General features: G+C 74.1%; 23 protein-coding genes. 10 read left to right on the top strand and 13 right to left on the bottom strand.

All coding sequences use genetic code 11. From position 1 onward, the window contains the following. The first annotated feature begins 148 nt into the window (after positions 1 to 148). Positions 149 to 949, top strand: coding sequence for a hypothetical protein (locus CBP52_RS17435; protein ID WP_157732469.1), 801 nt, complete (start codon positions 149 to 151; stop codon positions 947 to 949). Then, positions 946 to 1,593 carry a hypothetical protein gene (locus CBP52_RS01625; RefSeq protein WP_157732468.1) on the top strand — a complete coding sequence of 216 codons (648 nt, stop codon included), beginning with the start codon at positions 946 to 948 and terminating at the stop codon, positions 1,591 to 1,593. Before CBP52_RS17435 ends, CBP52_RS01625 begins: the two co-directional genes overlap by 4 nt. A gap of 35 nt (positions 1,594 to 1,628) precedes the next feature. Here CBP52_RS01625 and CBP52_RS01620 read toward each other — a convergent pair whose 3' ends face one another. The 7 genes from CBP52_RS01620 to CBP52_RS01590 all read right to left on the bottom strand — a co-directional run bounded on the left by CBP52_RS01620 (position 1,629) and on the right by CBP52_RS01590 (position 6,438). Next, on the bottom strand, positions 1,629 to 2,108 hold the full coding sequence (locus CBP52_RS01620; protein ID WP_094179545.1) for a hypothetical protein: 480 nt from the start codon (positions 2,106 to 2,108) through the stop codon (positions 1,629 to 1,631). Beyond that, the gene (locus CBP52_RS01615) at positions 2,105 to 2,623 is read right to left on the bottom strand and encodes a TadE/TadG family type IV pilus assembly protein (RefSeq protein ID WP_232514608.1); all 519 of its coding nucleotides are present in this window, start codon (positions 2,621 to 2,623) and stop codon (positions 2,105 to 2,107) included. Before CBP52_RS01615 ends, CBP52_RS01620 begins: the two co-directional genes overlap by 4 nt. Then, on the bottom strand, positions 2,620 to 3,027 hold the full coding sequence (locus CBP52_RS01610; protein ID WP_094182058.1) for a TadE family protein: 408 nt from the start codon (positions 3,025 to 3,027) through the stop codon (positions 2,620 to 2,622). The genes CBP52_RS01615 and CBP52_RS01610 overlap by 4 nt, the downstream gene beginning before the upstream one ends. Further along, entirely contained in the window at positions 3,024 to 3,284 is a 261-nt protein-coding gene (locus tag CBP52_RS01605) for a hypothetical protein (RefSeq protein ID WP_157732467.1), read from the bottom strand. Before CBP52_RS01605 ends, CBP52_RS01610 begins: the two co-directional genes overlap by 4 nt. Positions 3,285 to 3,419: 135 nt before the next feature. Then, positions 3,420 to 4,352, bottom strand: coding sequence for a type II secretion system F family protein (locus CBP52_RS01600; protein WP_094179543.1), 933 nt, complete (start codon positions 4,350 to 4,352; stop codon positions 3,420 to 3,422). After that, the gene (locus tag CBP52_RS01595; RefSeq protein ID WP_094179542.1) at positions 4,349 to 5,209 is read right to left on the bottom strand and encodes a type II secretion system F family protein; all 861 of its coding nucleotides are present in this window, start codon (positions 5,207 to 5,209) and stop codon (positions 4,349 to 4,351) included. The genes CBP52_RS01600 and CBP52_RS01595 overlap by 4 nt, the downstream gene beginning before the upstream one ends. A gap of 2 nt (positions 5,210 to 5,211) precedes the next feature. Continuing rightward, a complete protein-coding gene (locus tag CBP52_RS01590; RefSeq protein WP_094179541.1) occupies positions 5,212 to 6,438 on the bottom strand; it encodes a CpaF family protein in 1,227 nt (408 codons plus the stop codon). Positions 6,439 to 6,715: 277 nt separating this feature from the next. Between CBP52_RS01590 and CBP52_RS01585 the strand changes: the two genes are divergently transcribed. Further along, positions 6,716 to 7,657, top strand: a complete 942-nt coding sequence (locus CBP52_RS01585; RefSeq protein WP_232514606.1) for an aldose 1-epimerase family protein — start codon at positions 6,716 to 6,718, stop codon at positions 7,655 to 7,657. A 92-nt stretch (positions 7,658 to 7,749) separates the two neighbouring features. Here CBP52_RS01585 and CBP52_RS01580 read toward each other — a convergent pair whose 3' ends face one another. From CBP52_RS01580 to CBP52_RS01570, 3 genes are all read right to left on the bottom strand, one after another. Then, a complete protein-coding gene (locus CBP52_RS01580) occupies positions 7,750 to 9,429 on the bottom strand; it encodes a D-alanyl-D-alanine carboxypeptidase family protein (RefSeq protein WP_094179539.1) in 1,680 nt (559 codons plus the stop codon). A 306-nt stretch (positions 9,430 to 9,735) separates the two neighbouring features. Beyond that, positions 9,736 to 10,791 carry a hemolysin family protein gene (locus CBP52_RS01575; RefSeq protein WP_094179538.1) on the bottom strand — a complete coding sequence of 352 codons (1,056 nt, stop codon included), beginning with the start codon at positions 10,789 to 10,791 and terminating at the stop codon, positions 9,736 to 9,738. Continuing rightward, entirely contained in the window at positions 10,788 to 12,140 is a 1,353-nt protein-coding gene (locus tag CBP52_RS01570) for a hemolysin family protein (protein ID WP_198303559.1), read from the bottom strand. Before CBP52_RS01570 ends, CBP52_RS01575 begins: the two co-directional genes overlap by 4 nt. A 286-nt stretch (positions 12,141 to 12,426) precedes the next feature. Between CBP52_RS01570 and CBP52_RS01565 the strand changes: the two genes are divergently transcribed. From CBP52_RS01565 to CBP52_RS01545, 5 genes are all read left to right on the top strand, one after another. Then, positions 12,427 to 13,203 (top strand): response regulator transcription factor, encoded by a 777-nt coding sequence (locus tag CBP52_RS01565; protein ID WP_094179536.1) that lies wholly within the window; start codon positions 12,427 to 12,429, stop codon positions 13,201 to 13,203. 4 nt (positions 13,204 to 13,207) lie between these two features. Further along, entirely contained in the window at positions 13,208 to 14,326 is a 1,119-nt protein-coding gene (locus CBP52_RS01560; RefSeq protein WP_094182057.1) for a cell wall metabolism sensor histidine kinase WalK, read from the top strand. An 18-nt stretch (positions 14,327 to 14,344) separates the two neighbouring features. Further along, entirely contained in the window at positions 14,345 to 15,367 is a 1,023-nt protein-coding gene (locus CBP52_RS01555) for an ABC transporter ATP-binding protein (RefSeq protein WP_094179535.1), read from the top strand. Continuing rightward, on the top strand, positions 15,367 to 16,173 hold the full coding sequence (locus CBP52_RS01550; RefSeq protein ID WP_094179534.1) for an ABC transporter permease: 807 nt from the start codon (positions 15,367 to 15,369) through the stop codon (positions 16,171 to 16,173). The genes CBP52_RS01555 and CBP52_RS01550 overlap by 1 nt, the downstream gene beginning before the upstream one ends. Before the next feature lie 374 nt (positions 16,174 to 16,547). Continuing rightward, complete coding sequence (locus tag CBP52_RS01545; RefSeq protein ID WP_232514605.1) at positions 16,548 to 20,393, top strand: multifunctional oxoglutarate decarboxylase/oxoglutarate dehydrogenase thiamine pyrophosphate-binding subunit/dihydrolipoyllysine-residue succinyltransferase subunit; 3,846 nt, start codon at positions 16,548 to 16,550, stop codon at positions 20,391 to 20,393. 76 nt (positions 20,394 to 20,469) lie between these two features. On the opposite strand, the gene CBP52_RS01540 is transcribed toward CBP52_RS01545, so the two are convergent. Then, positions 20,470 to 21,450, bottom strand: a complete 981-nt coding sequence (locus CBP52_RS01540) for a GlxA family transcriptional regulator (protein ID WP_094179532.1) — start codon at positions 21,448 to 21,450, stop codon at positions 20,470 to 20,472. Positions 21,451 to 21,543: 93 nt separating this feature from the next. Here CBP52_RS01540 and CBP52_RS17790 point away from each other — a divergent pair, with 93 nt between their 5' ends. Both CBP52_RS17790 and CBP52_RS01535 read left to right on the top strand, forming a co-directional pair. Further along, complete coding sequence (locus CBP52_RS17790) at positions 21,544 to 21,702, top strand: hypothetical protein (protein WP_198303510.1); 159 nt, start codon at positions 21,544 to 21,546, stop codon at positions 21,700 to 21,702. A 112-nt stretch (positions 21,703 to 21,814) separates the two neighbouring features. Next, positions 21,815 to 22,408, top strand: coding sequence for a GDSL-type esterase/lipase family protein (locus CBP52_RS01535; RefSeq protein WP_094179531.1), 594 nt, complete (start codon positions 21,815 to 21,817; stop codon positions 22,406 to 22,408). Positions 22,409 to 22,474: 66 nt separating this feature from the next. On the opposite strand, the gene CBP52_RS01530 is transcribed toward CBP52_RS01535, so the two are convergent. Both CBP52_RS01530 and CBP52_RS01525 read right to left on the bottom strand, forming a co-directional pair. Beyond that, entirely contained in the window at positions 22,475 to 23,074 is a 600-nt protein-coding gene (locus CBP52_RS01530; RefSeq protein WP_094179530.1) for a PadR family transcriptional regulator, read from the bottom strand. Then, entirely contained in the window at positions 23,074 to 23,883 is an 810-nt protein-coding gene (locus tag CBP52_RS01525) for a DUF4097 family beta strand repeat-containing protein (RefSeq protein ID WP_094179529.1), read from the bottom strand. The genes CBP52_RS01530 and CBP52_RS01525 overlap by 1 nt, the downstream gene beginning before the upstream one ends. Positions 23,884 to 23,899: the final 16 nt, after the last annotated feature.

Genomic DNA, 23,899 nt, shown 5'->3' with positions numbered 1-23,899 from the left:
CGCGCATGTCGCAGTGATCGCCGCCGGGCTGGTCGTCGGCGGGGTTCTCGAGCCGCGAGTCGGTTGGGGCCCGATCGTGCTCGCCGTCGTCGCGCACTGCTCGACGCTCGTATGGTTCGCTGCGCTCGGATCGTTCGTCGGTCGGTGCGTGTCCCCTCTGCTCGCCGGGATCCTGGCAGCCGGAACTGCGTTCGCGCTTTCCTACCTCCTCACCAACGTCGGCGCCGCCACCGCGACGTTCGAAGTGCTCGGAGATCAGGGAGCATCGATCTCCCAGATCGGTGTGACGTGGAACATCACGCACCTCCTGGTGCAGAGCGCGGTCCTTCTCGCCACCGCCGGGATCATGGTCATGGCGCGGCCCGTCCAGCGGAGCGCGATCGTCACGCCGGGTATCGCCTGGGTGACGGCAGCCCTGGTCACGGCGTCGATCGTGATCGTCGCTCCACGCGCAGTGGCCGGTGAGCCCCTGACAGCAGCACCGCAGGCACCTGACGACTGCTCGGGCTCCGCACCCGTGATGTGTGTCTACCCAGAGCATCGCCGCTACTCCGGTCCGACGCTCGCCGCTGTCGATGCCCTCGTCGCGGCCGCGCGAGACGCGCAGTACGACTCACTCGTCCCCACGCGAGTCGAAGAGTCGAGCCGCCGCTACGACGCAGCGGACGGTCGTGGCGTCATGAGCCTCCCGATCCTCGAGCCCGGCCCGACGGACACGCCCGCGCTTGTCCAGCGCCTTCTCATGCCGGGCTGGTGCGCGGAGCTCTCGGCGGACACACCCCCGCCGGACGCCTACTTCGCAGCGCTGGAGTCGCTCGTGTTCACGTGGACCGGTCTCGTCGACGAGCCGTACGACCCGATGGCGTCCGGCCTCACGCCGCTGAGCCCGGACGAGGTGGAACGCGTCATGTCCGCGTGGTCGGTCTGCGACCTGTCCGCGGCTCCGTGAGCACACTTCGCGCGTGGCTCGGCGTTCACCACACGAGGCTCGCGATGTCGGTGCTGCTCGCCACGCTCGTCGCGTCGGCACTGTGCCGCTCGTCGATCGTCGAGCGGGTCGGCGGTCAGCAGCTCGCCAGCCCTGTGGCGCTCGTGCTGCTGATTCCCGCCGTCGCTGCGGTCGGGGTCGCGGTCGGGTGCGTCAGTCCCTCGTTCCCACGGCCCAACCCGGTTCGCGCCCGCATCGCCCGCGGGGCGTGGGCTCTGGCGCTCATCGCTCTGGCGTTCGTCGCATGCGTCGCCGGCCCAGCGTCCGGTGGGACCGCCGGGGCGTCGACCACCGCCATCCTGCGGAACGTGGCCGTGTACGCCGTGCTGGCTCTCGCGCCGCTCTTCGTACGCATGCCGACCTTCGCGTGGCTCCCACCGACTGTGTACGCCCTGGCCGCGATCCAGTTCGGCAGTCAAGTCGACGGAACGGTGGCAGTTTGGGCGATGGTCGTGGACCCGAGCGGCACGTCGACCCAGCTGGCCGTCGCGCTCACGGCACTGTCCATCACTGTCGCCGGGTACGCGATGTCGCAGCGTGAGGCCCTCCCGTCACGAACCCGAGGCCTGCCGAGCCACGCGGCATCGTCGTTCCCTGTCGACTGACTCCCGCCCAGGGTGGCCGCGTCCGCGTGTCGGGCTCAGTCAGCCGTCGCGCTCGCGGTCGCTTCGAGGGTGATGCCGTCCGACCAGGCGCCGAGGACCCAGGCCGTGGAGGACGGCTGGACGCGCGCGACGAGCGTGATGTGCGCCGTGCGGGGGCCCGCGGCCGTGGCCTCGACGACCGCGAACTGCCGCCAGCCGCTCGCCTCGTCCGGGTGGGCCTCGAGGTACTCGTCGACCGCCGCGCGCACCGACGCGTCGGTGAGGGCCAGGCGCGCCTTGCCCTCGGTGCCGTAGTAGACGCCCTCGCCGATCGAGTCGGAGGCGTCGAGCGCGAGCATGTCGGCGAGCGCGACGAGCCGCTTGTGCTCGAGGTGCAGCTGCGCGGCCGACGCGACGACGAGGATGAGCATCGAGGCGAACAGCACGACGCCGAACGTCAGGATGATGACCTGACCGTCGTCGGCTCCTCCCGCGCTCTGCAGGCGGTGACGCAGCGCGCGCCGGATCCGGGTCACCCGATGCTCCGGTACTCGTCGACGACCGCGACGTAGCTGGACGACACGGGGATCTCGAGCGGGACCACGTCGCGCACCATGTCCGGCACGAACGGCAGCGGGACGACCACCTGCACGCGCGCCTCGACGTGCGCGTCGGGCCGCAGGCAGGGCACCTGCTCGCACGTCATGACGAGTGCGTCGGACGGCTCGTCGTCGAACCCGTGGTCCTGGAGCGCGACGCCGGTGACGGCCGCGGCTCGGGCCGCGGCGGACGTCGAGTCGTCCGCCGCGACGTAGACGCGGGCAGCCTCGCGAGCCGCGGAGTCGACCGCGTAGCTCGCGGCCTCGAGCCGCGCGAGGACCATCACCAGGTACACCAGGGGCAGCAGCAGCACGAACGACAGGCCCAGGAACTCGACGATCGCACTCCCCTGATCACCACCCCCGCCGACCCGGCGCCGGACCCGGTACACCACGCGCCGAGCGGCTCCACGCAGCGCACGCACGGCGGTCGCCCGCGGACGCGCGCTCACGGCAGGTCGTCCTCGGCGATCGCGTGCCCCGTCACCGTGAGCCGACCCGCCGGGCCGATGAGACCGATCACCGGCAGCGGCGCGCGCACCTCGACCTCGACCATCTCGACCCCGCCGACGACGACCCGTCGAGCAGTCACCTCGTCCGCGTAACCGTCCGCGAGCGACCCGGCGACGAGCTCTCGCGTGCGGCGCGCCGCGTCGCTCGTCGAACGGCCGTCCAGCGCGCCGTACCGCGCACCCGCGGACGCACTGTCGACCAGGGTGTTGCGCACGTGCAGGCCGAGGGTGAGCTGCACGATCCCCAGCGCGATCACGACGATCAGGCCGCCGATCAGCACGAAGTCGACGACCGCCGCGCCCGCGTCAGGGCCGCCTCCGACCGCGCGGACGCGGCGGGTCAGGTGTTGTTCACGTCCTCGACCGCACCCCGGAACATGCCCTCCAGGAGCGGGCGGGCCAGCGTCAGCAGCGCGACGACGAGCGCGGCGGTCATGAGCGTCACGAGCACCCAGCCCGGGACGTCGCCGCGGTCCCGCCCGGCCGCCCGCATCCGCCCCGCGAGCCAGCCGTGCGTGCGCACCGCGAACGTGAGCGTCGATCCCTGCACGCGGTCCCGCACCCGGCCCACCTGCGCTCTTCCGTGCTGCAACGTCGTCATCCGGTCCTCCTCGTGAGCCCGCACCGTCCGGCGCGGGGCTGGTTGTCGTCCTGCTGGTCGTCGGGGCGGAGGGCCGGACCGGCCGCGCCCCGCTGAGCTGGTCGTGCACGCTCGTCGTGCTCTTCGTCGGGGCCGTCACAGGCCCACCTGCAGCACGACGGCGCTCGGGAACACCGCGAACAGGACGGTCACGGGGAGGATGAGGAAGACCACCGGGATCATCATCAGCACCTCCTTGCGGCCGCCGGTCTCCATGAGCAGGCGGCGGCCCTCCTCGCGCACGTCCTGCGCCTGCGCGCGCAGCACGTCGGCGAGCGGCGCACCGCGCTCGACGGCGACCGCGACGCCCTCCGCGAACCGCGTCAGCGCGGGTACCCCGGTCCGGTCTGCGAGGCCGTCGAGGGCTTGCACGAGCGGCAGGCCCGCACGCGCGTCGGCGAGCGTGCGCTCGAGCTCGACGCTCAGCTCGCCGTGCGTGCTGCGCGTGACGCGCTCGAGCGCCCCGAGGGCTCCCTCGCCCGCGCCGACGGCGAGTGCGAGGAGCTCGGCGATGGTCGGCAGCTCGGCGACGATCCGTGACTCGCGTTCCCGCACGCGGCGGCCCAGGACCCAGTCCGGTGTCAGGACGCCGACGAGCCCGCAGACCCCGACCAGCACGACGAGCGCGACGGTCTGCGAGCTGCGGGTCGCGGCGAGCACCAGTGCGAGCGCGAGGCCGGCCGCGAGCCCCAGCGCGCCCGCGACCACCTGGCCCGCGCGGAACTGCTCGACGGACTCCGCGCGGCCCGCGCGCTGCAGGCGGCGCGCCAGCTCGGTCGTCGGTGAGCCGATGCGCGTCACGAGCCGCACGCCGTCGGCGAGCACGGGGGCCAGCAGCCGCTCGAGCACCGGCACCGGGCCGCGCACGGACGGCAGCCCGAGCAGTCCGGAGCCGGCGCGCCGCGGTCGCAGGTACGGGGCGAGACGTTGGTCGAGCGTGATCCGGCGGCTGCGCAGCCGCGCCACCACCACGAGCACACCGCACGCGGCGAGCAGGCCCGCGAGACCGCCCTGCACCGTCGGGCTCATCGCAGCACCCGCGGGTCCTCGGGCAGCCGCGCGACGCGGAGCATCAGCGTGTACGCGACGACCGTGCAGGTGGCGCCGGTGAGCAGCACCGCGAAGCCGGCGGGGCTGTCGTACGCGCCGGCCGCCTCGGTGCGCGTCGCGAGCAGCGCGAGGACGATCCACGGTGCCGCGACCGCGAGCCGCGCGGCGTACACGGTCCAGCTCTGGCGCGCCTCGAGCTCGCCGCGCGTGCGCACGTCGTCGCGCAGGAACCCGGACAGGGTGCGCAGCAGCCGGCCCAGGTCCGTGCCGCCGACGTCCCGGGTGATCCGCAGCGCCTCGATCACCCGGTCGGCCACGGGGTCGGCGAGCCGCGCCTTGAGCAGGTCGAGGCTCTCGGCGAACCGACCGGTCGCGCGGTAGTCCTCCCCGAAGGCGCGGAACGGTGCGCGCAGCTCCTCGGGTCCGCGCTCGCCGACCTGGGCCACGGCTTCGGGGAGCGCGAGGCCAGCACGGATACCGGAGGCGAGGTGGTCCACCACCTCGGGCCACAGCTGGCGCAGCCGCGACCGCCGGCGCCGGGCGCGCCCTCGCACGACCGCGAGCGGTGCCACCGCGGCGAACGCCGCGAAGAACAGCGCGACGGTGGGCACGCGCGTGAGCCCGATCGCGAGGACGAGCGTCACGATCCCGAGCACCGTGCTCGCGACCGCGAGCCCGCCGGGCGTCACGCCCTGGACCCCGGCCTGCACGAGGTCGTCCTGCAGTCGCGCACGCCACCGCCCGGAGCGGCCCTCACCCGAGGTCACCTGCGGCCAGAACGACCACCACACGCACCCGACGCCCGCGCCCAGCACGAGCCCCACGACCACGTCCACGCTCAGCCCCTCGCCCGCAGGAGGGCGGCGAGGTCGATCCCGAGCCGTGCGAAGCGCTCGGCGTGCGGCGGGAAGCCGTCGCCCCGCACGAGCCGGTCGTCACGCCACGCGAAGATCTCGGCGGTCTCGACGACGCCCTGCTCGGTGCGTCCCGGGATGCCGACGATCTCGCGCACACGCCGCCGCCCGCGCGAGTCGTGCCCCAGGTGCACGACGAGGTCGACGCACGACGCGACGGTCGGCACCACGAACCGGTCGGAGACGTTCTCGCCCGCGAGCAGCGGCAGCGTGCACAGCTTGGTCACGGCCTCGCGCGCCGAGTTGGCGTGGATCGTGCACATCGCGGGGACGCCCGCGTTGAGCGCGATGAGCAGGTCCAGCGCCTCGGCCTCGCGCACCTCGCCGACGAGCAGCCGGTCGGGGCGCATGCGCAGCGCCTCCTTGACGAGCCGCCGCAGCGGGATCTCGCCCGTGCCCTCGAGGTTGGGCTGGCGGCACTGCATCGCGACCCAGTCGCGCGCCGCGAGGCGCAGCTCGAAGACCTCCTCGCACGAGATGATGCGCTCGCGCACCGGCACGGCGCCCGACAGCGCGTTGAGCATCGTCGTCTTGCCCGCCTGCGTGGCCCCCGACACGAGGACGTTGAGGCCCGCGCGCACCGCGGCCGCGAGGAACGCCGCCGCGTCGGGCGGCAGCGAGCCGAGCACGACGAGGTCCTCGAGGTGGTCCGCGCGCACGACGTACTTACGGATGTTGACCACCCAGTCCTTGCGGGTGATGTCCGGGATCACGGCGTGCAGCCGCTCCCCGCCCGGCAGGGTCGCGTCGACGAACGGGCTGGACAGGTCCAGCCGCCGCCCGGACACCTTGAGCATGCGCTCGACCAGCTCGCGGACCTCGACCGCCGTGAGGATCGTCGTCGTCAGCTCCGGCTCACCGCGCCGCGCGACGAACACCTGCTGGGGGTTGTTGATCCAGATCTCCTCGACCTCCGGGTCGTCGAGGTAGCGCTGCAGCGGCCCGAACCCGGCCACCGCGTCGAGCACGGCCTTGTGCGCGGCGGCGCCGTCGACGAGCGGCGGCACGACCCCGAGCACCGAGCGCGCGTCGTAGTCCGCGATCGCGTCCTGCACGAGCGACGTGATCCCCGGGCGGTCGCGCACCGGGTCGATGCCGCGCCGACGGATCAGCTCGCGCACCTCGCGCTCGAGGATCCCGAGCCCTTCCATGCTTCCCCCTGCGTCGTCGCCCGTTCCCGCTCGCCGGTCCTCACCCGGCCGACATGGCGACCGCAGCCGCCGTTTCGCCCGACATGTCCGGTCCGTCAGGGCATGCGCACCCTACGGGAGACGCCTCGCTCCCCGCAGTCGGTTGTCCACAGTGCGGGTGCGCACCACCCGATCGGGCGCCGAGCCCCGGCTCCCGGTGCCGCGCGCCGGCCGTTGCGCGGGCCCGTGCGGGCCACCGGTCCCGGACGTGGTCCCCGGGTACGGCTACGGTGTGCACGTGACCAGCGCTGCCGACGACGTCCGCACCACTCCTTCCCCCTCGGGCACCCAGCACACCCTGCGGCACGGCGACCAGGTCGCCGTCGTCGCGGCGGTCGGCGCGAGCCTGCGCGAGTACCGCGTGGGCTCACGTGACGTGGTGCTGCCGTACTCCGAGGACGAGATCGCCCCCGCCTTCTCGGGCGCGGTGCTCGCCCCGTGGCCGAACCGCCTCGCGGACGGCCTGTACGGCTACGCCGGAGGGACGTACCAGGTGCCGATCACCGAGCCGGACCGCCTGAACTCGCTGCACGGGCTCGTCGGCTTCACGCCGTTCACCCCGGCGCAGGAGCCCACGGACGATGCCGTCACGCTCACGACGACGATCGTCCCGAACCCCGGCTACCCATGGCCCGTCCGCATCGACGTGACGTACGCCCTGGCCGACGACGGTCTGACGGTCACGACGCGCGCGACGAACCTGGGCACGACGAGCGCGCCCTACGGGCTCGGGTTCCACCCGTGGCTGTCCCCGGGCGACGCGAGCGTCGACGAGTGCACGCTGCAGCTGGGCGCGGACCGCCACGTCACGGTGGACGAGCGCCTGCTGCCCACGGGCACCGAGGAGCTCGAGGGTCCCTTCGACCTGCGGGAGCCGCGGGTGTTGCGCGGTGTCGACCTGGACGACGCGTGGCTCGCCCCCGTCCGCGACGACGCGGGCCTCACGTGGGCGCGCCTGACGACCCCCGACGGCCGCACGACGGCGATGTGGGCCGACGAGGCGTTCGACGCGTGGCAGGTGTGCACGGGCGACCACGTTCCCGGCATCCGACGCCGCGGCGTCGCGGTCGAGCCGATGACCTGCATCGCCGACGCGTTCCGCACGGGCGACCTGCTGGTCGAGCTCGCGCCCGGTGCCCACCACGAGGCGCGCTGGGGGCTCCGGCTCGAGCAGGCCTGACCGGCGGGTCCCTCGCGGCGGCGCGTCAGTCGCTCGCGAGGGGCCCTGCTACGGCCCTCCGCGCCTACCGCGCAGCGGGCCGCCGGGTGGCGTCAGCCGTAGTACTCGCCGTCGGCCTGGACGCCCTTGGTGTACTCCCAGTGCCACCGCTCGAACGGGCCGGAACCGCCCGGGCGTGCCCACGCGGGGTTCTCGAACCCGTAGGTCCCGGCGTTCTCGTTGAGCCACGCCCAGCGCGTGCCGGTGGTCATCTGGCTGCAGAAGTCGATCGCCAGGCCCCAGCCGTGGTTGCTCTTGCCGGGGGCGGCGGCGAGACCGCCGCGCTTCGCCTTGACGGCGTACTGCTCCTGCAGCGTGCGGTAGCCGGACGCGATGCACATGTCGGCACCGAACCGTGCGACGTACACGGCGTTCAGCTCGGCCAGCGCGGACGCCGCGTCCGCGCGCATCTGCGTGTGGCCGTCCCACAGCGTGCACAGGTCCTTGCGGGCGAGCAGGCCGTTGGAGCCCGCCGCACGGGCCGACGAGTCGCACCCGGGGATCGGCTCGCGCGTCCAGTCACGGCTCGCGAGCTCGGCGCCGCGGGCCTCGAGGATCGCGGAGTCGACGGTCGACAGCGACGCCGGGGGCGAGTCGGACGACGACTGGCCGGTGAGCGCGAGGACCGTGCTCGGCAGCGTGCCGTGGTCGCTCGGAAGGCCCGAGAGCACCTCGGTGCTGCCGAACGTCCCGCGCCCGAGCGGGACGGCGACGGTCACGGCCGCGAGCGCACCGACCACGCCGAAGCGGACCGCGTGACGCGCGCTGCGGTTGAGCGCACGTGCGCCGGTGTGGACGCGCACGACACGGTCCGGTGCCGGGCGCTGGGCCGAGCGGGACGCGGGGCGGGAGTCGGCGGGGCGGGAGTCGGCCAGGCGGGAGTCGGCCGGGCGGGAGTCGGCGGGCCGGGTCTTCGCAGCGCGGCTCTCGACGACCGGCTCGGTGGCCTGCTCCGCGCCCGCGGCGCGCGCCGGGCTCTCCTCGGCGGGGGCCGCGGGTGCTGCGATGAACGCCCACGACGGTCCGATCGGGGCCGCGGGCACCGCGGGGCCGGACGCGGCCGGGACGGACCGGTAGTCGGGCTCGTCGAGGTCGTCGAGGATCGGGGGGGCCATCACGACCGTCTCGTCGAGCATCCGCGGCGCGGGGTTCGACGGGACGTGGTCCGCGGCGGGACGTGCGGGGCGCTCGGCCTCGGCGACCCGCACGACGCGGGCAGCGGGCGCGTGCTGCAGCGCGGTGGCGACGGGCTCGCGGGTGCCGACCTCGTGCGCTGCAGCGACGATTGCCTGTACGGGGACCGCGCGGGACGCGCCCGCCACGGCGGGGCCCGTGTGCGCCGGCGCCGAGGGTGCGGGACCGGAGGGTGCAGGTCCGGAGGGTGCGGGACGTGCCGCGGCCGGTCGCGTCGTCGGGATCGCGGACGTGGCGGCGGCACGCGAGGCGGGCGGTGCGGGGCGTGCGACCGGGCGGTGGTCCGTGGGGACCCAGCTGGGTGTCTGCGCGCCTCCGGCGTCGGGCCCGGAGCCGGGCTCCGAGTGGCCGGTGGAGGGGCCGGGGGACGCGCCGCGCGGGTCCCAGGCCGAGTGCGCGACGCGCGCAGCGGGGGCGGTGGTCGGAACCGACCGCTGGGCGGACTGCTCGCGCTCCGCACGCTCGGCTGCGGCCCGCTCGGCCTCACGGATCTGCCGCCGCGTCAGGGGTGCCGCGGCGGCGGCGTGAGACTCGACCACAGCACCTCCCGAGGACGTCCGGGGCGCCCGGAGGGCACCGCTTGCACGACTGTCGCCGGCTGCAGGTCTGCCCCGTGCCCTGCGACGTTGCCGGCGATCACGAAACCATAACGGCTCACCCGCGCCCGTCCAAGCCCCTGGACGCCCGTCCAGTCGATCGGACGAACGCGCTCCCACGCCCCCGTCCGCGACACGCCGCGCGACACGCCGTCGAGGGGCGCATCGCGCGGCGCACATGTCGGAAAGGGGCCGCCAAAGACGGACATACCTCGCAGGATCCGGCCACGTGTGAAGGTTCCGTGCGCGTCAGGAGACCGACCGCTGCCGCAGCGCACCGCGCTGCATCGCGTCCCGGACCTCCCCGACGAGCTCCTCGAGGATGTCCTCCAGGAAGACGACGCCGACGGCACGCCCGTCGTCGTCGACCCGCGCCAGGTGCGCGCCCGTGCGCTGCATCGCCGCGAGCGTCTCCTCGACCTCGTCGTCCGGCGCCACGACCGCGAGCGCGCGCACGCGCCACCGCGGCACGGGCACGTCGCGGTCGTCGTCCTCGGCGTACAGGACGTCCTTGAGGTGCAGGTACCCGACGAGCGTACCGTCGTCGAGCACCGGGAACCGCGAGAAGCCGGTGCGCGCGACCAGGTGCTCGATATGCGCGGGCGTCGCATCGGGATCGACGGTGACGAGCGCGTCGTGCGCGACCATGACCTCCTGCGCGGTGCGCCCCGAGAACTCGATCGCCCCCGCGAGCAGGCCCTGCTCGTCCTCCAGGAGGCCCTCGGCCTGGGAGCGCTCGACGATCGACTGGACCTCCTGCGCGGTGAACGCGGAGGACACCTCGTCCTTGGGCTCGACCCCGAAGAGGCGCAGCACGTGGTTGGCGAGCCAGTTGAGCGCGCCGATCAGCGGCCGCACGACGCGCGCGACCATGACAAGCGGCGGGCCGAACCACAGCACCGCCCGGTCGGGGCCGGAGACCGCGAGGTTCTTGGGCACCATCTCGCCCAGCACGACGTGCAGGTACACGACGACGAGCAGCGCGAGGACGAACGCGATGGGGTGCGTCCACGCGGACGAGACGCCCACGGCGTGCAGCGGGTCCTCGATGAGGTGCGCGATCGCGGGCTCCGCGACCACGCCGAGGCTCGTCGAGCACACGGTGATGCCGAGCTGGGCGCACGCGAGCATGAGCGACACGTTCTCCATCGCCCACAGCACGGTGCGCGCGCGCCGGTCGCCGGCCTGCGCACGCGGCTCGATCGACGAGCGCCGCGCGGAGATGATGGCGAACTCGGCGCCGACGAAGAACGCGTTCGCGGCGAGCAGCAGGACGGCGACGACGAGCGCGAGGGTGCTGTTCATCGCGCACCCCGTCCCGCGGCGCCGGCGGCGCCGGGCTCGTCGGCGTCGTCGTCGGGCTCCGTCCACACGTGCACGCGCTCCACGCGCCGCCCGGCCATCCGCTCGACCTCGAGGCGCACGTGCCCGACGGCGACGACGTCCCCGACCTCCGGGATGCGGCCCAGCCGCGCCATCATGAGCCCGCCGAGCGTCTCGTACGGCCCCTCGTCGGGGACGACGAGGCCGGTGCGCTCCGTCAGCTCGTCGGGCCGGGTGACACCTGGCAGGTGCCAGGACCCGTCGGCCGAGCGCGCCACCCCGGCGCGCGTGCGGTCGTGCTCGTCGGCGACCTCACCGACGAGCTCCTCGACGACGTCCTCGAGCGTCACGACGCCCGACGTGCCGCCGTACTCGTCGACGACGACGGCCATCTGCATGCCGTGGCCGCGCAGCTCGACGAGCAGCGGACCGAGGTGCACGGTCTCGGGCACGCTCGGCGCGTCGTCCATGAGCGCCGCGGCGGGTACCTCGCCGCGACGCTCGAACGGCACCCCGACGGCGCGGCGCAGGTGCACGAGCCCGACGATGTCGTCGCTGCCCTCCCCCAGCACCGGGAACCGCGAGTGACCGGTGCGACGCGCGAGGGCGACGACGTCGAGCGCCGAGTCCTCGCGCCGCACCGCGACCATGCGCTGACGGTCGGTCATGACGTCGACGGCGGTGAGCGTCTCGAACTCCAGCGAGTTGGTCAGCAACCGCGCGGTCGACTGCTCGAGCGTGCCGACCTCGGCGGAGCGGCGCACCAGGGCCGCGAGCTCCTGCGGCGAGCGACCGCCGGAGAGCTCCTCGCGGGGCTCCACGCCCATGCGGCGCAGCAGCCAGTTGGCGCTGCCGTTGAAGAACGCGATGACGGGCCGCAGCGCGCGCGTGAACCCGCGCTGCAGCGGCGCGACCGCCCGCGCGGTCGCGAGCGGGTTGGCGATCGCGAAGTTCTTCGGGATGAGCTCGCCGACCAGCATCGAGAACCCGTTGACGAGGATCACGGCCGCCACGACCGCGACCGCGGTCGCGGCCGTCGCGCTCAGCACACCGTCGCCGAGCCAGCCGGAGAACAGGCGTTGCACCGCGGGCTGCGTCGTGTAGCCGAGCAGCACCGTGGTCGCGGTGATGCCGACCTGCGCGCCGGACAGCTCGGTCGACAGGCCGCGCAGCGCCTTGAGGACGGACTGCCCGCGCCGGTCGTCGGGCCGCGTCTGCTTCGCGACGACGCCCGGGTCGAGCGTGACGAGCGAGAACTCGCCCGCGACGAACAGCGCGGTGCCGAGCGTGAGCACGACGCCGAGCACGACCAGGAGCCACTCGGTCAGCACGGGCACCCCCGCCGGGGTGCGCGCCGTCGCGGGCCCCGGCAGCCGCCGGGCGCGTGGACGTGGTGGGGGTGGCGCCCGCGGGCGGCACCGGGTCTCAGGTGGGGGCCGGCATCGTCGGACCCGTCCGCCGCCTGCTCCGCGGGTGCGGTCTGCCGGTGCTGGACCGGTGCAGGGGTGGGGGTGGGACGCCGGCAGCTACTTGAGCTGCTCATAGTGGCGACATCATACGGGTGCGTCCCGCCGCGTGCCGAGGCCACGGCCAGGGGTGCTGTGCCACTCTGGGCACATGACGACGCTGGGGAGTGCGAGCAGCGCGGCGGTGAAGGCCGCACCGACGAAGGTGCTGGTCGTCGAGGACGAGCCGGCGATCGCGCAGGCGATCGTGCGACGCCTGTCGGCCGAGGGCTGGAGCGTCGAGGCCGTCGGTGACGGCCTCGCGGGCGTGGAGGCCGCGGCACGGCTGGTGCCCGACGTCATCGTGCTCGACGTGATGCTGCCGGGCATCGACGGGCTCGAGGTGTGCCGGCGCGTGCAGGCCGCACGTCCGGTCCCGGTCCTCATGCTGACGGCACGCGACGACGAGACGGACATGCTCATCGGGCTCGGCGTCGGCGCCGACGACTACATGACGAAGCCGTTCTCGATGCGCGAGCTCGTGGCCCGCACGAAGGCGCTGCTGCGGCGCACCGAGCGCGCGGCGCGCGTGGTGGAGCTGCAGGCGGCCGACGCCCCCGCTCCCCCGCTCGTGATCGGCGACGTCACGGTGGACAAGGCGCAGCGGCGCGTGCTGCGCCACGGCGACGAGGTCCACCTCACGCCCACCGAGTTCGACCTGCTCGTCGCGCTCGCCTCGTCGCCGCGCACGGTGCTGACGCGCGAGCGGCTGCTCGCGGAGGTGTGGGACTGGGTCGACGCGAGCGGCACCCGCACCGTCGACTCGCACGTCAAGGCGCTGCGTCGCAAGCTCGGCGCGGACCTCATCCGCACGGTGCACGGTGTGGGCTACGCGTTCGAGCCCGCTGACGGCACGCAGGCCGGTGCGTCCGAGGGCGCCGGCGCCTGACGCGATGAGCAGCGCGCGCGCCGCGGCGCGACCCAACCCCCGGCACGGCCGCGGGGCCGCCGTGCGGTCCCGCCTGCCCGACGTGCGCCCGCTGGACCGGTTCCGGTCGATCAAGATCAAGCTGGGCGTGCTCGTCGCGGCGACCGTCACGATGGCGTCGTTCATCACCTGGATCGGGCTGTCGTACGAACTGGGCCCGTCACGCACGTTCCCGCTCGCGATCGTCATCTCGCTCGCGCTCACCCAGCTCCTGGCGCGCGGGATGACGTCGCCGCTGCGCGAGATGACGCACGCCGCCCGGGCGATGGCGGCGGGCGACTACACGCAGCGCGTGCGCGCGACGAGCGCCGACGAGGTGGGCCAGCTCGCCGAGGCGTTCAACACGATGGCGGACGACCTGCAGCAGGCGGACACGTTCCGCCGCGAGCTCGTCGCGAACGTGTCGCACGAGCTGCGCACGCCGGTGACCGCGCTGCAGGCCGAGCTCGAGAACATCGTCGACGGCGTGACGCCCGCCGACCCGGCGACGATGGAGGCGGCGCTCGCGCAGACCGAGCGCCTGGGCCGGCTCGTGGCGAACCTGCTGGACCTGTCCCGGCTCGAGGCGGGCGACGCGCCGCTGCAGCTGACGCGCCTGCGCCTGCAGGACTTCCTGCGCGAGGCGGCGGACGCCGCCGCGCTCGTCGGGGCGTCGAAGAACCTGCGGTTCGTGGTCGACGTCGAGCCCGAGGACCTCACGGTCGACGGCGACCCCGAGCGCCTGCACCAGGTGGTCGCGAACCTGCTGCACAACGCGGTGCGCCACTCGCCGCGCGACGACGAGGTGCGGCTCGTCGCCCGCCGGGTCGGCCCGGACGTGCGGATCGACGTCGTGGACCACGGGCCGGGGATCTCGCGCGCGGAGCGCGCGCACGTGTTCGAGCGGTTCGTGCGGGGCAACACGCCGGCGACCGGTCAGGTGTCGACGGGCGGCACGGGCCTGGGTCTGGCGATCGTGCGCTGGGCGGTCGAGCTGCACGGCGGCACCATCGAGGTCGCGGACGTGGCCGACGGGTGCACGATGCGCGTCACGCTGCCGGGCGGGCGACCCGCCACGGGAAACGCTTTGTTCTACCGCAACTAGAACTGTAGGTTGGACGACATGCAGCCTGGCCCCACCAGCACACCGACGAGCACCCCGACGCCGGACGACGACCGGACGGTCCGCGTCGAGCACCTCACCAAGACGTTCGGCTCGGGTCCCCACGCCGTCCGCGCGGTCGACGACCTCAGCTTCGAGGTGCGCCCGGGCCGCGTCACCGGCTTCCTGGGCCCCAACGGCGCCGGCAAGACCACGACCCTGCGGATGCTGCTCGGCCTCGTGTCCCCGACCAGCGGCACCGCGACGGTCGGGGGCCGCCGGTACGCCGAGATCGCCCGCCCCGCGCACGTCGTCGGCGCGGCGCTCGAGGCCGCGAGCTTCCACCCCGGCCGCACGGCCCGCGACCACCTGCGCGTGTTCGCGCCCCAGGTCGGCGTGCCCGACACGCGCGCCGACGAGGTCCTCGCGCTCGTCGGCCTGTCCGCGGTCGCGCAGCGCCGGGTCGGCGGGTTCTCGCTCGGCATGCGCCAGCGGCTCGCGCTCGCGACCACGCTCCTGGGCGACCCGCCCGTGCTCCTGCTCGACGAGCCCGCGAACGGCCTCGACCCCGAGGGCATCGCGTGGCTGCGCGGCTTCCTGCGCGCGCTCGCGCACGAGGGCCGCACCGTGCTGGTGTCGAGCCACGTGCTGTCCGAGGTCGAGCAGACCGTCGACGACGTCGTGATCATCGCCCGAGGGCGGCTCGTGCACGCGTCGCCGCTGGGCGAGCTCGCGCGCCTCGCGCGCCGGCGCGTCGAGGTGGCCTCGCCCGACGCGGCGGCGCTCGACGCGCTCGTCGCGGCCGGCGGGTGGGCGGTCGACGACGTCCGGCGCGGCCCGGACGGCGCGACGTACGTCCTGCTCGACGTGGACACGCCCGCGGTCGGCGCGGCCGCGTTCGGCGCGGGTGTCGAGCTGCACCGTCTCCAGGCCCGCGACGTCGGGCTCGAGGACGTGTTCCTCCAGCTCACCGCCCCGCCACCCGGCGCGGCGCAGCCACCCGCCGGCGCACCGGCGCCCGCTCGCCTGGACGGGGCCGCCTGATGCGCGCCGCGGTGGTGGCCGAGTACCGCAAGCTCGTCACGACGCGCCTGTGGTGGATCCTCCTGCTCACGATGGTCGTCTACATGGCGTTCATCGCGGGGGCGATGGGCTGGGTGCTGAGCCAGGGCCAGGCGACGAGCGGCACGGGCGACGAGGTCACGCTCTCGCCCCAGGAGGTCGTGCGCACGGTCTACACGATCGCCGTCTCGCTCGGGTACGTGTTCCCGCTCGTCGTCGGCGGCCTGTCGTACCCCTCCGAGGTGCGGCACAGCACGCTCACCCCGACCTACCTGTCCGAGCCGCGCCGCGGTGTGGTCCTCGGCGCGAAGCTCCTCTCGGGCGGCGCGCTGGGACTCGTGTACGGCCTGGCCGGCACGCTCGCGTGCGTCGCGGCGGGCGGTGGCGTGCTGGCGCTGCTCGGCGAGCCGACGTTCCTCGGCGAGGCGAGCACGTGGCGCACCCTGGGCCTGTCGACGCTCGCGCTCGCGCTGTGGGCGCTGCTCGGTGTGGCGGTCGGGACGGTCGTCACCAGCCAGGTCGCGGTGGTCGTCGGCGCGCTGGCGTTCACGCAGTTCGTCGAGCCGATCGCGCGCGTCGCGCTGGGCCAGACCTCGTGGGGCGGCGACGTCGCGGCGTACCTGCCGGGCGCTGCGGGCGAGGCGATCTCGGGCGGGTCGTTCTACGCCTCGTCCGGCATGACCGGGGGCCTGCTCACGGCGTGGCAGGGGCTGCTCGTGATGCTCGCGTACGTCGCGGTCCTGTCGCTGGTCGGGCGCGCGACGACGCTGCGCCGCGACATCACCTGACGGCGCACGCCGTCGGGCCTGGGTGCACATCGGACGGCCGTCCACATCGTGAGATGAGCGGGCGTGGACCTGTCGCGGTTCACCCGGACGGGCCACGGTCGGCGACGTGACCCGCAGCAGGCAGGTTCCTACCGGTGCGAGGGCCGTGCACGGCGCTCCTTCGCCTCCGGGAGGAGCGGCCTTGCCCTGCACGACGGCGCGCCATTGCCCGTCGTTGACCCGCACCCCGGGACGCCGTCCGCGCGGGGTCCGACGAGGGCCCACGGCGGCGGGCCACCGGCGGGCCGAAGGTCCCGGAACACGTAATGTTGTCATCGACAGAACCGGCGTCGACGCGGTCCTGCGGGGCCGCAGCGGAAGTGGGCGATCCTCGCGTGTCCCAGAAGGCGGAGCCTGACTCGATCCGTGCCGTATTCGGCGCGAACGAGTGGCTCGTGGACGAGCTGTACGAGCAGTACCTCCAGGACAAGAACGCGGTGGACCCCGCGTGGTGGGACTTCTTCGAGGGGTACAAGCCCGACGAGAGGTCGGACGACCGGGCGGCGAACGGGGTGACGAGCAACGGCGGGACCGCCGCCGCGGCACCGCCCGCCGACCGGACGCCCCAGCCGGCGGCACCGGCCCCCGCGGCCCCACCCGCCCAGTCGTCGGCACAAGCGTCGGCACAGCCGTCCGCGCAGGCCGCCGCGCAGGCGTCGGCGCAGGTGGCCGCGCAGGCCGCGGCGCGTGCGGTCCCCGCGCAGCCCGCCACCGCGGACGGGGCCTCCCCCGTGGCGACCGCGCAGCCCGCGACAGCGCCGTACGCGTCGGTCGCGCAGAAGCCGTCGCGCGCCGAGGGCCCCGAGGCGACGGACGACGTGCAGAAGCTGCGCGGCCCCGCCGCGCGCGTCGTCACCAACATGGAGTCGTCGCTCGAGGTCCCGACCGCCACGTCGGTGCGCGCCGTCCCGGCCAAGCTGATGGTCGACAACCGCATCGTCGTGAACAACCACCTGCAGCGCGGGCGCGGCGGCAAGATCTCGTTCACGCACCTCATCGGGTTCGCCCTCGTCGAGGCGCTCAAGGACATGCCGGCGATGAACGCGGCGTACACGCTCGTCGACGGCAAGCCCGGCGTCACGCAGCCCGCGCACGTCAACCTGGGTCTCGCGATCGACCTCGCCAAGCCGGACGGCACGCGCCAGCTCCTGGTGCCCTCGATCAAGAAGGCCGAGACCCTCGACTTCGCGCAGTTCTGGAGCGCGTACGAGGACGTCGTGCGGCGCGCCCGCGCGGGCAAGCTGACGGTCGACGACTTCGCGGGCACGACGATCTCGCTCACCAACCCCGGCACCATCGGCACGGTCCACTCCGTGCCGCGCCTCATGCAGGGGCAGGGCGCCATCATCGGCGTCGGCGCGATGGAGTACCCGGCGGAGTTCCAGGGGACGTCCGACGACCGGCTCAACGCGCTCGGCGTCTCGCGCGTGCTCACGATCACCAGCACGTACGACCACCGCATCATCCAGGGCGCGCAGTCGGGCGACTTCCTGCGCATCTTGTCGCGCAAGCTCCTCGGCGAGGACGGCTTCTACGACCGCGTGTTCGCGGCGCTGCGGGTCCCCTACGAGCCCGTGCGCTGGGTGCGCGACACCCCGAGCGACCCGGACGCCGAGGCCGCCAAGCCCGCGCGCATCGCGGAGCTCATCCACGCGTACCGCTCCCGCGGCCACCTCATGGCCGACACCGACCCGCTCGCCTACCGCCAGCGCAAGCACCCGGACCTGGACATCCAGAACCACGGGCTCACGCTGTGGGACCTGGACCGCACGTTCCCCACGGGCGGCTTCACGGGCCGGTCGCGCGAGACGCTGCGCAACATCCTGGGGCTGCTGCGCGACTCGTACTGCCGCACCACGGGCGTCGAGTACATGCACCTGCAGGACCCGCGGCAGCGCCGCTGGCTGCAGGAGCGGCTCGAGTCGGGCTGGGCGCGCACGCCGCGCGAGGACCAGCTGCGCGTCCTGCGCCGCCTCAACGCGGCCGAGGCGTTCGAGACCTTCCTGCAGACGAAGTACGTGGGCCAGAAGCGGTTCTCGCTCGAGGGCGGCGAGTCGGTGATCCCGCTGCTCGACGCGATCCTGTCGCGCGCGGCCGACTCGGGCCTCGACGAGGTCGCGATCGGCATGGCGCACCGCGGCCGCCTCAACGTGCTCGCGAACATCGCCGGCAAGTCGTACGCGCAGATCTTCAGCGAGTTCGAGGGCAACCAGGACCCGAAGTCGGTGCAGGGCTCGGGCGACGTGAAGTACCACCTCGGCACCGAGGGCGTCTTCACGGCCGAGTCGGGTGCGACGACCAAGGTGTACCTCGCGGCGAACCCGTCGCACCTCGAGGCGGTCGACCCGGTGCTCGAGGGCATCGTGCGCGCCAAGCAGGACCGGATCGACCTCGGTGGCGACGGCTTCTCCGTGCTGCCGATCCTGGTCCACGGCGACGCGGCGTTCGCGGGTCAGGGCGTGGTGTTCGAGACGCTCAACCTCGCGCAGCTGCGCGGGTACCGCACGGGCGGCACCATCCACGTCATCATCAACAACCAGGTCGGGTTCACCACCGGCCCGTCGTCGTCGCGCTCCTCGCAGTACGCGACCGACGTGGTCAAGGGCCTGCAGGTACCGGTGTTCCACGTGAACGGCGACGACCCCGAGGCCGTGGTGCGTGCCGCGGAGCTCGCGTTCGAGTACCGCGAGCAGTTCGACCGCGACGTGGTGATCGACATGCTGTGCTACCGCCGCCGCGGGCACAACGAGGGCGACGACCCGTCGATGACGCAGCCGCTCATGTACAACCTCATCGAGGCGAAGCGCTCGGTGCGCAAGCTGTACACCGAGACGCTGGTGGCGCGCGGCGACATCACGATCGACGAGGCGGAGCAGGCCCTGCGCGACTACCAGTCGCAGCTCGAGCGCGTGTTCGCCGAGACGCGCGAGGACGGCTGGGCGGCCGCGGCGCCCACCGCCGAGGCCGTGGCCGGCCTCGAGCGTCCCGAGTCGCAGCTCGAGGACGCGGGCGTCATGGTCGGCTGGCAGACGGCCGTCCCGGCGTCGGTGCTCGAGCGGATCGGGCAGGCGCACGTGCGCCCGCCCGAGGGCTTCACCGTCCACCCCAAGCTCCAGCAGCTGCTCGAGAAGCGCGAGGCCATGTCGCGCGAGGGCGGGATCGACTGGGGCTTCGGCGAGATCCTCGCGTTCGGCTCGCTGCTCGTCGAGGGCACGCCCGTGCGCCTCGCGGGGCAGGACTCGCGCCGCGGCACGTTCGTGCAGCGGCACGCGGTGCTGCACGACCGTGAGACGGGTGCGGAGTGGACGCCGCTGCTGTACCTGTCGGGCGACCAGGCCAAGTTCTGGGTGTACGACTCGTCGCTCTCGGAGTACGCGTGCCTCGGCTTCGAGTACGGCTACTCGGTCGAGCGCCCCGACGCGCTCGTGCTGTGGGAGGCGCAGTTCGGCGACTTCGTGAACGGCGCGCAGACCGTGATCGACGAGTTCATCTCGTCGGCCGAGCAGAAGTGGGCGCAGCGCTCGTCCGTCGTGCTGCTGCTCCCCCACGGCTACGAGGGCCAGGGACCGGACCACTCGTCGGCGCGCATCGAGCGGTTCCTGCAGCTCGCGGCGCAGGAGAACATGGTCATCGCGCAGCCGTCGACCCCCGCGTCGTACTTCCACCTGCTGCGCCGTCAGGCGTACGCACGGCCGCGCAAGCCGCTGGTGGTGTTCACGCCGAAGTCCATGCTCCGGCTGAAGTCGGCGTCCTCGCCGGTCGCGGACTTCACGACCGGCACGTGGCGGCCCGCGATCCGCGACGAGCTCGCGGAGGCCAAGGCCGGGCAGGTCACGCGCGTCCTGCTGTGCTCGGGCAAGGTGTACTGGGACCTGCTCGCGCACCGCGTGAAGTCGGGCGACGAGCAGACCGCGATCGTCCGCCTCGAGCAGCTCTACCCGCTCGACGAGGCGTCGATCTCCACGGCGCTCGCGCCGTTCGACGGCGCGGAGCTCGTGTGGGTGCAGGACGAGCCGCACAACCAGGGCCCGTGGCCGTACCTGTCGATGCACCTCCCGCAGCTGCTGGGCCGCACGCTGCGTGCGGTGTCGCGGCCGGAGTCGGCGTCGCCGGCGACCGGTACCGCCAAGAAGCACCAGGCGCAGCAGGCGACGCTCGTCGAGGAGGCGTTCGCGCGCTGAGCCCGGCGCGAGCCGCGTCCACGGACGACGAGAGCCCCGACCCTGCGTGCCAGGGCGGGGCTCTCGTCGCGGTGGGTCAGGCGACGTCCTCGTCGGACGCGGCCTCGTCCCGGCACGCGAACGTCCGGCGGTACGCCTGCGGGCTCGTGCCCAGGGACCGGGCGAAGTGGTGGCGCAGCACCGCGGCGCTGCCGAAGCCGGCGACCCGCGCGATCTCGTCGACACCCGCGTCCGTGCGTTCGAGCAGCTCCTGCGCGCGGGCGAGCCGCTGGCGCGTGAGCCACGCGGCGGGCGTGGTGCCGGTCTCGGCGCGGAACCGCCGCGCGAACGTGCGTTCGGACATGAGCGCGCGCGCCGCGAGGGCGGGCACGGTGTGCTCCTCGTCGAGGTGGTCGACGAGCCACGCGAGCAGCGGCGCGAGCGTGTCGGCCTCGCACGGCAGCGGCGTGTCGACGTACTGCGCCTGCCCCCCGTCGCGGTGCGGCGGGACGACCATGCGGCGGGCGACCGTCGCCGCGGCGGCGGCGCCGAGCTCGCGGCGCACGAGGTAGAGGCCCGCGTCGATGCCGGCCGCGGTGCCGGCGGAGGTGAGGACGCGGTCGTCGTCCACGTAGAGCACGGACGGGTCGACGCGCGCGTCGGGGAACCGTCGGGCGAGCTCGGCGGCGTGCATCCAGTGCGTCGTGCACGCCCGCCCGTCGAGCAGGCCGGCCTCGCCGAGCGCGAACGCGCCGCTGCAGATGGACAGGATCCAGGCGCCGCGGGCGTGCGCGGCGCGCAGCGCCTCGAGCACGGGCTCGGGCGCGGGGCGCGGGTCCGTGCCGTACGCGGGCACGACGACGAGGTCGGCGTCCTGCGTGGCGCTCAGGTCGTGGTCGACGACGAGCCCGAACGCGCCGCCCTTGACGCTCACCGGCCCGGGTTCGAGCGCGCACACGCGGAAGTCGAACGACGGCCCGCCGGTGTCGGAGCGGTCGATGCCGAAGACCTCGCACGCGACGCCGAGCTCGAACGGCGCGACGTGGGGCAGCAGGACGGCGGTGACGGTGCGGAGCATGCGCCATTCTGGGCGCAGGGTTGGCAGAAGATCAACGACTGGGGGCACATCTGCCACTGTCGGCAGAGTCTCGACGAGCACAGACTTTCTGCCATGACCTGGTTCCTGCTCCTGCTGGTGGCGCTGGCCGTCTGGACGGCGTTCCGCCTCGCGTTCCTGCTCCGCCGCGACGGCCTCGGCTCGCGGCGACCCCCGGCGTCCCGGACCTCCTGGTCGGACACCGCACACGGCTTGCCCAGCCACCCGTTCTGACCCGGTTCGCCGCCGGGCGCTCCCCACAGGTCCGCGACTCGCCCGTCGTTCTCGCCGTGCCACGCCTCCCGCGCTGGGAGGATGAGCGCCGGCACGACGGACAGGAGGACCCGTGGGAGAGCTACGGCTCGTGGTGGTCGGCGACGAGCTCGTCGCGGGCGCCGGCGACCCCAAGGCGCTCGGCTGGGTCGGGCGCGTCGCCGCCCGAACCCGTACGGACGACCGGCTCACGGTCCTGACGCTCGCCGTCCCGGGCGAGACGACGACCGAGCTCGGTCACCGCTGGGAGGAGGAGGTCGCGCGCCGGCTCACGCCCGACGTCGACACGCGCCTGGTCATCGGCCTCGGCCGCCACGACCTGGGCGCGGGCCTCTCGCTCGCCCGCAGCCGCCTCAACCTGGCCAACGTCCTGGACGTCGCCGAGCAGCGGCGGCTGCCCGCGTTCGTCGTCGGACCGCCGCCGGGCGCGGCCACGGACGGCGACCGGCTCGCGGAGCTGTCTGCCGCGTTCGGCGACGTCGCGACCCGCCGCCGGGTGCCCTACGTCGACACCTACGCGCCGCTGGCCGCGCACGAGCAGTGGCTCGCCGACCTGGCCTCCGGTGACGGGCTCCTGCCCGGGCAGGCCGGGTACGGGCTCATGGCCTGGCTCGTCCTGCACACGGGCTGGCACACCTGGCTCGGGCTCCCGGACGACGCGGCCTGACGCGAGAACCGCGAGGGACAGCAGGAGCAGCGGTGCGGGCCGCCAGCCCGCGGGCAGCACGGCACCTCACCGCAGCGTCGAGCGCACCGCGGCCAACGCGGTGTCGAGCACGGTCCGCAGCGTGTCGACCGTGAGCCGCTCGACCTGACCCGCCGCGTCCGCGCGCCGCAGCTCGGCGCGCACCTCGTCACGGAACCGCGAGAGGAGCTGCTCGGCCTCGACCCGGTGCACGTGCGACGACGCGTGCTGGTCGGCGTGCGGCGCCTGGCCCGCCTGGTCGCGCGCCTGCTGCGCCGCGGCGGCGAGGTCGGCCCGCAGGCCGTGCATCGTGCCGCGCACGTCCTCGCGGACCTGCGACGCGCGCTCGCGCACCGTCTCGGCGATGCCCTGCTCGAGGTCGGCCAGGTCCCCGCGCCGCGCCTGGAGCTCGGCGTACCCGGCTTCCGTGAGCGCGTAGGTGCTCTTGCGCTCCTCGTCGTACCGGGTGACCAGCCCCTCCTCCTCGAGGCGGGCGAGGCGCGGGTAGATCGTGCCCGCGCTCGGGCGGTACGTGCCCCCGAACCGGTCCGAGAGCGCCGTGATGAGCTCGTAGCCGTGCTTGGGCCCGGACTCGAGCAGCGAGAGCAGGTACAGGCGCAGCTGGCCGTGCGCGAACACCGGCGCCATCATCGGGCCACCTCGCCGCGCAGCACCGTCACGTGGCCGCTCACCGTGCTCGCCGAGACGTAGCACGCGCCGTCGCCGGTCGCGAGGTCCACGCGGCGCTGCCCGGCGCTCGAGCCCTTGTGCTCCTCGCCGTCGACGACGAGGCGGCCCGAGATCGAGTGCGCCTTGACGTGCAGGCCCTTGCCCTCCGGCAGCCGGACCGTGACGTCGCCCGAGACGGTCGTGGCGGTGACCGACGACGAGCCCGTCGTCACGTCGAGCGACAGCGCGCCCGAGACCGTGTTGGCCTGGACGAGCGACAGCTCGCCGGACGCCGCGAGCTCACCCGAGACGGAGTTGAGCTTGATCGGCCCGCCGTGGTCGCGCACGACGACCTCGCCCGAGACGGTGTTGGCGGACAGGCGGCCGCGCGTGCCGTCGGTGACGAGCGAGCCGGAGACCGTCGAGACCGACGAGTCCTCGAGCACGCCCACGAGCAGGCCGTCGGCGCTGACCGTGCCGAGCTTCGTGGCGACCGACCGCGGGATCGCGATGTGCACGTCGGCACGGTCCTTGTCCCGGAAGTTGCGGAACTTCTCGAGGAAGCCGTCCCACCCGGTGAGCGTGAAGCTGTAGCCCAGACGCAGCTCGCCGTCGGCCAGCCCGATCTCGAGCGGGCGGCCGTCGACGGAGTGCACCTCGATGCGCGCGCCCGGCTCGTCGTGCGCGACGACGTCGACGCGTCCTCCGACGAGCTGCACCCGCAGCGACGTGACGTTCTCGACCTCGATGATCTGCGGGCCGGCGACGACCCAGGACTCGGTGGCCATGAGAGCACTCCCCTTC

This window comes from Cellulomonas sp. PSBB021 (assembly GCF_002240455.1).
In the GTDB taxonomy this organism is placed as follows: domain Bacteria; phylum Actinomycetota; class Actinomycetes; order Actinomycetales; family Cellulomonadaceae; genus Cellulomonas; species Cellulomonas uda.
Note: the sequence above shows the minus strand (reverse complement) of the source record. Positions and strands in the feature narration are given on the sequence as shown.

Coding starts and splice junctions, on each gene's coding strand:
- CBP52_RS01550 (WP_094179534.1), top strand. CDS start 15,367: ATGCGCGCCGCGGTGGTGGCCGAGTACCGCAAGCTCGTCACGACGCGC.
- CBP52_RS17790 (WP_198303510.1), top strand. CDS start 21,544: ATGACCTGGTTCCTGCTCCTGCTGGTGGCGCTGGCCGTCTGGACGGCG.
- CBP52_RS01605 (WP_157732467.1), bottom strand. CDS start 3,284: ATGACGACGTTGCAGCACGGAAGAGCGCAGGTGGGCCGGGTGCGGGAC.
- CBP52_RS01525 (WP_094179529.1), bottom strand. CDS start 23,883: ATGGCCACCGAGTCCTGGGTCGTCGCCGGCCCGCAGATCATCGAGGTC.
- CBP52_RS01555 (WP_094179535.1), top strand. CDS start 14,345: ATGCAGCCTGGCCCCACCAGCACACCGACGAGCACCCCGACGCCGGAC.
- CBP52_RS01565 (WP_094179536.1), top strand. CDS start 12,427: ATGACGACGCTGGGGAGTGCGAGCAGCGCGGCGGTGAAGGCCGCACCG.
- CBP52_RS01530 (WP_094179530.1), bottom strand. CDS start 23,074: ATGGCGCCGGTGTTCGCGCACGGCCAGCTGCGCCTGTACCTGCTCTCG.
- CBP52_RS01600 (WP_094179543.1), bottom strand. CDS start 4,352: ATGAGCCCGACGGTGCAGGGCGGTCTCGCGGGCCTGCTCGCCGCGTGC.
- CBP52_RS01540 (WP_094179532.1), bottom strand. CDS start 21,450: ATGCTCCGCACCGTCACCGCCGTCCTGCTGCCCCACGTCGCGCCGTTC.
- CBP52_RS01560 (WP_094182057.1), top strand. CDS start 13,208: ATGAGCAGCGCGCGCGCCGCGGCGCGACCCAACCCCCGGCACGGCCGC.
- CBP52_RS01575 (WP_094179538.1), bottom strand. CDS start 10,791: ATGAACAGCACCCTCGCGCTCGTCGTCGCCGTCCTGCTGCTCGCCGCG.
- CBP52_RS01590 (WP_094179541.1), bottom strand. CDS start 6,438: ATGGAAGGGCTCGGGATCCTCGAGCGCGAGGTGCGCGAGCTGATCCGT.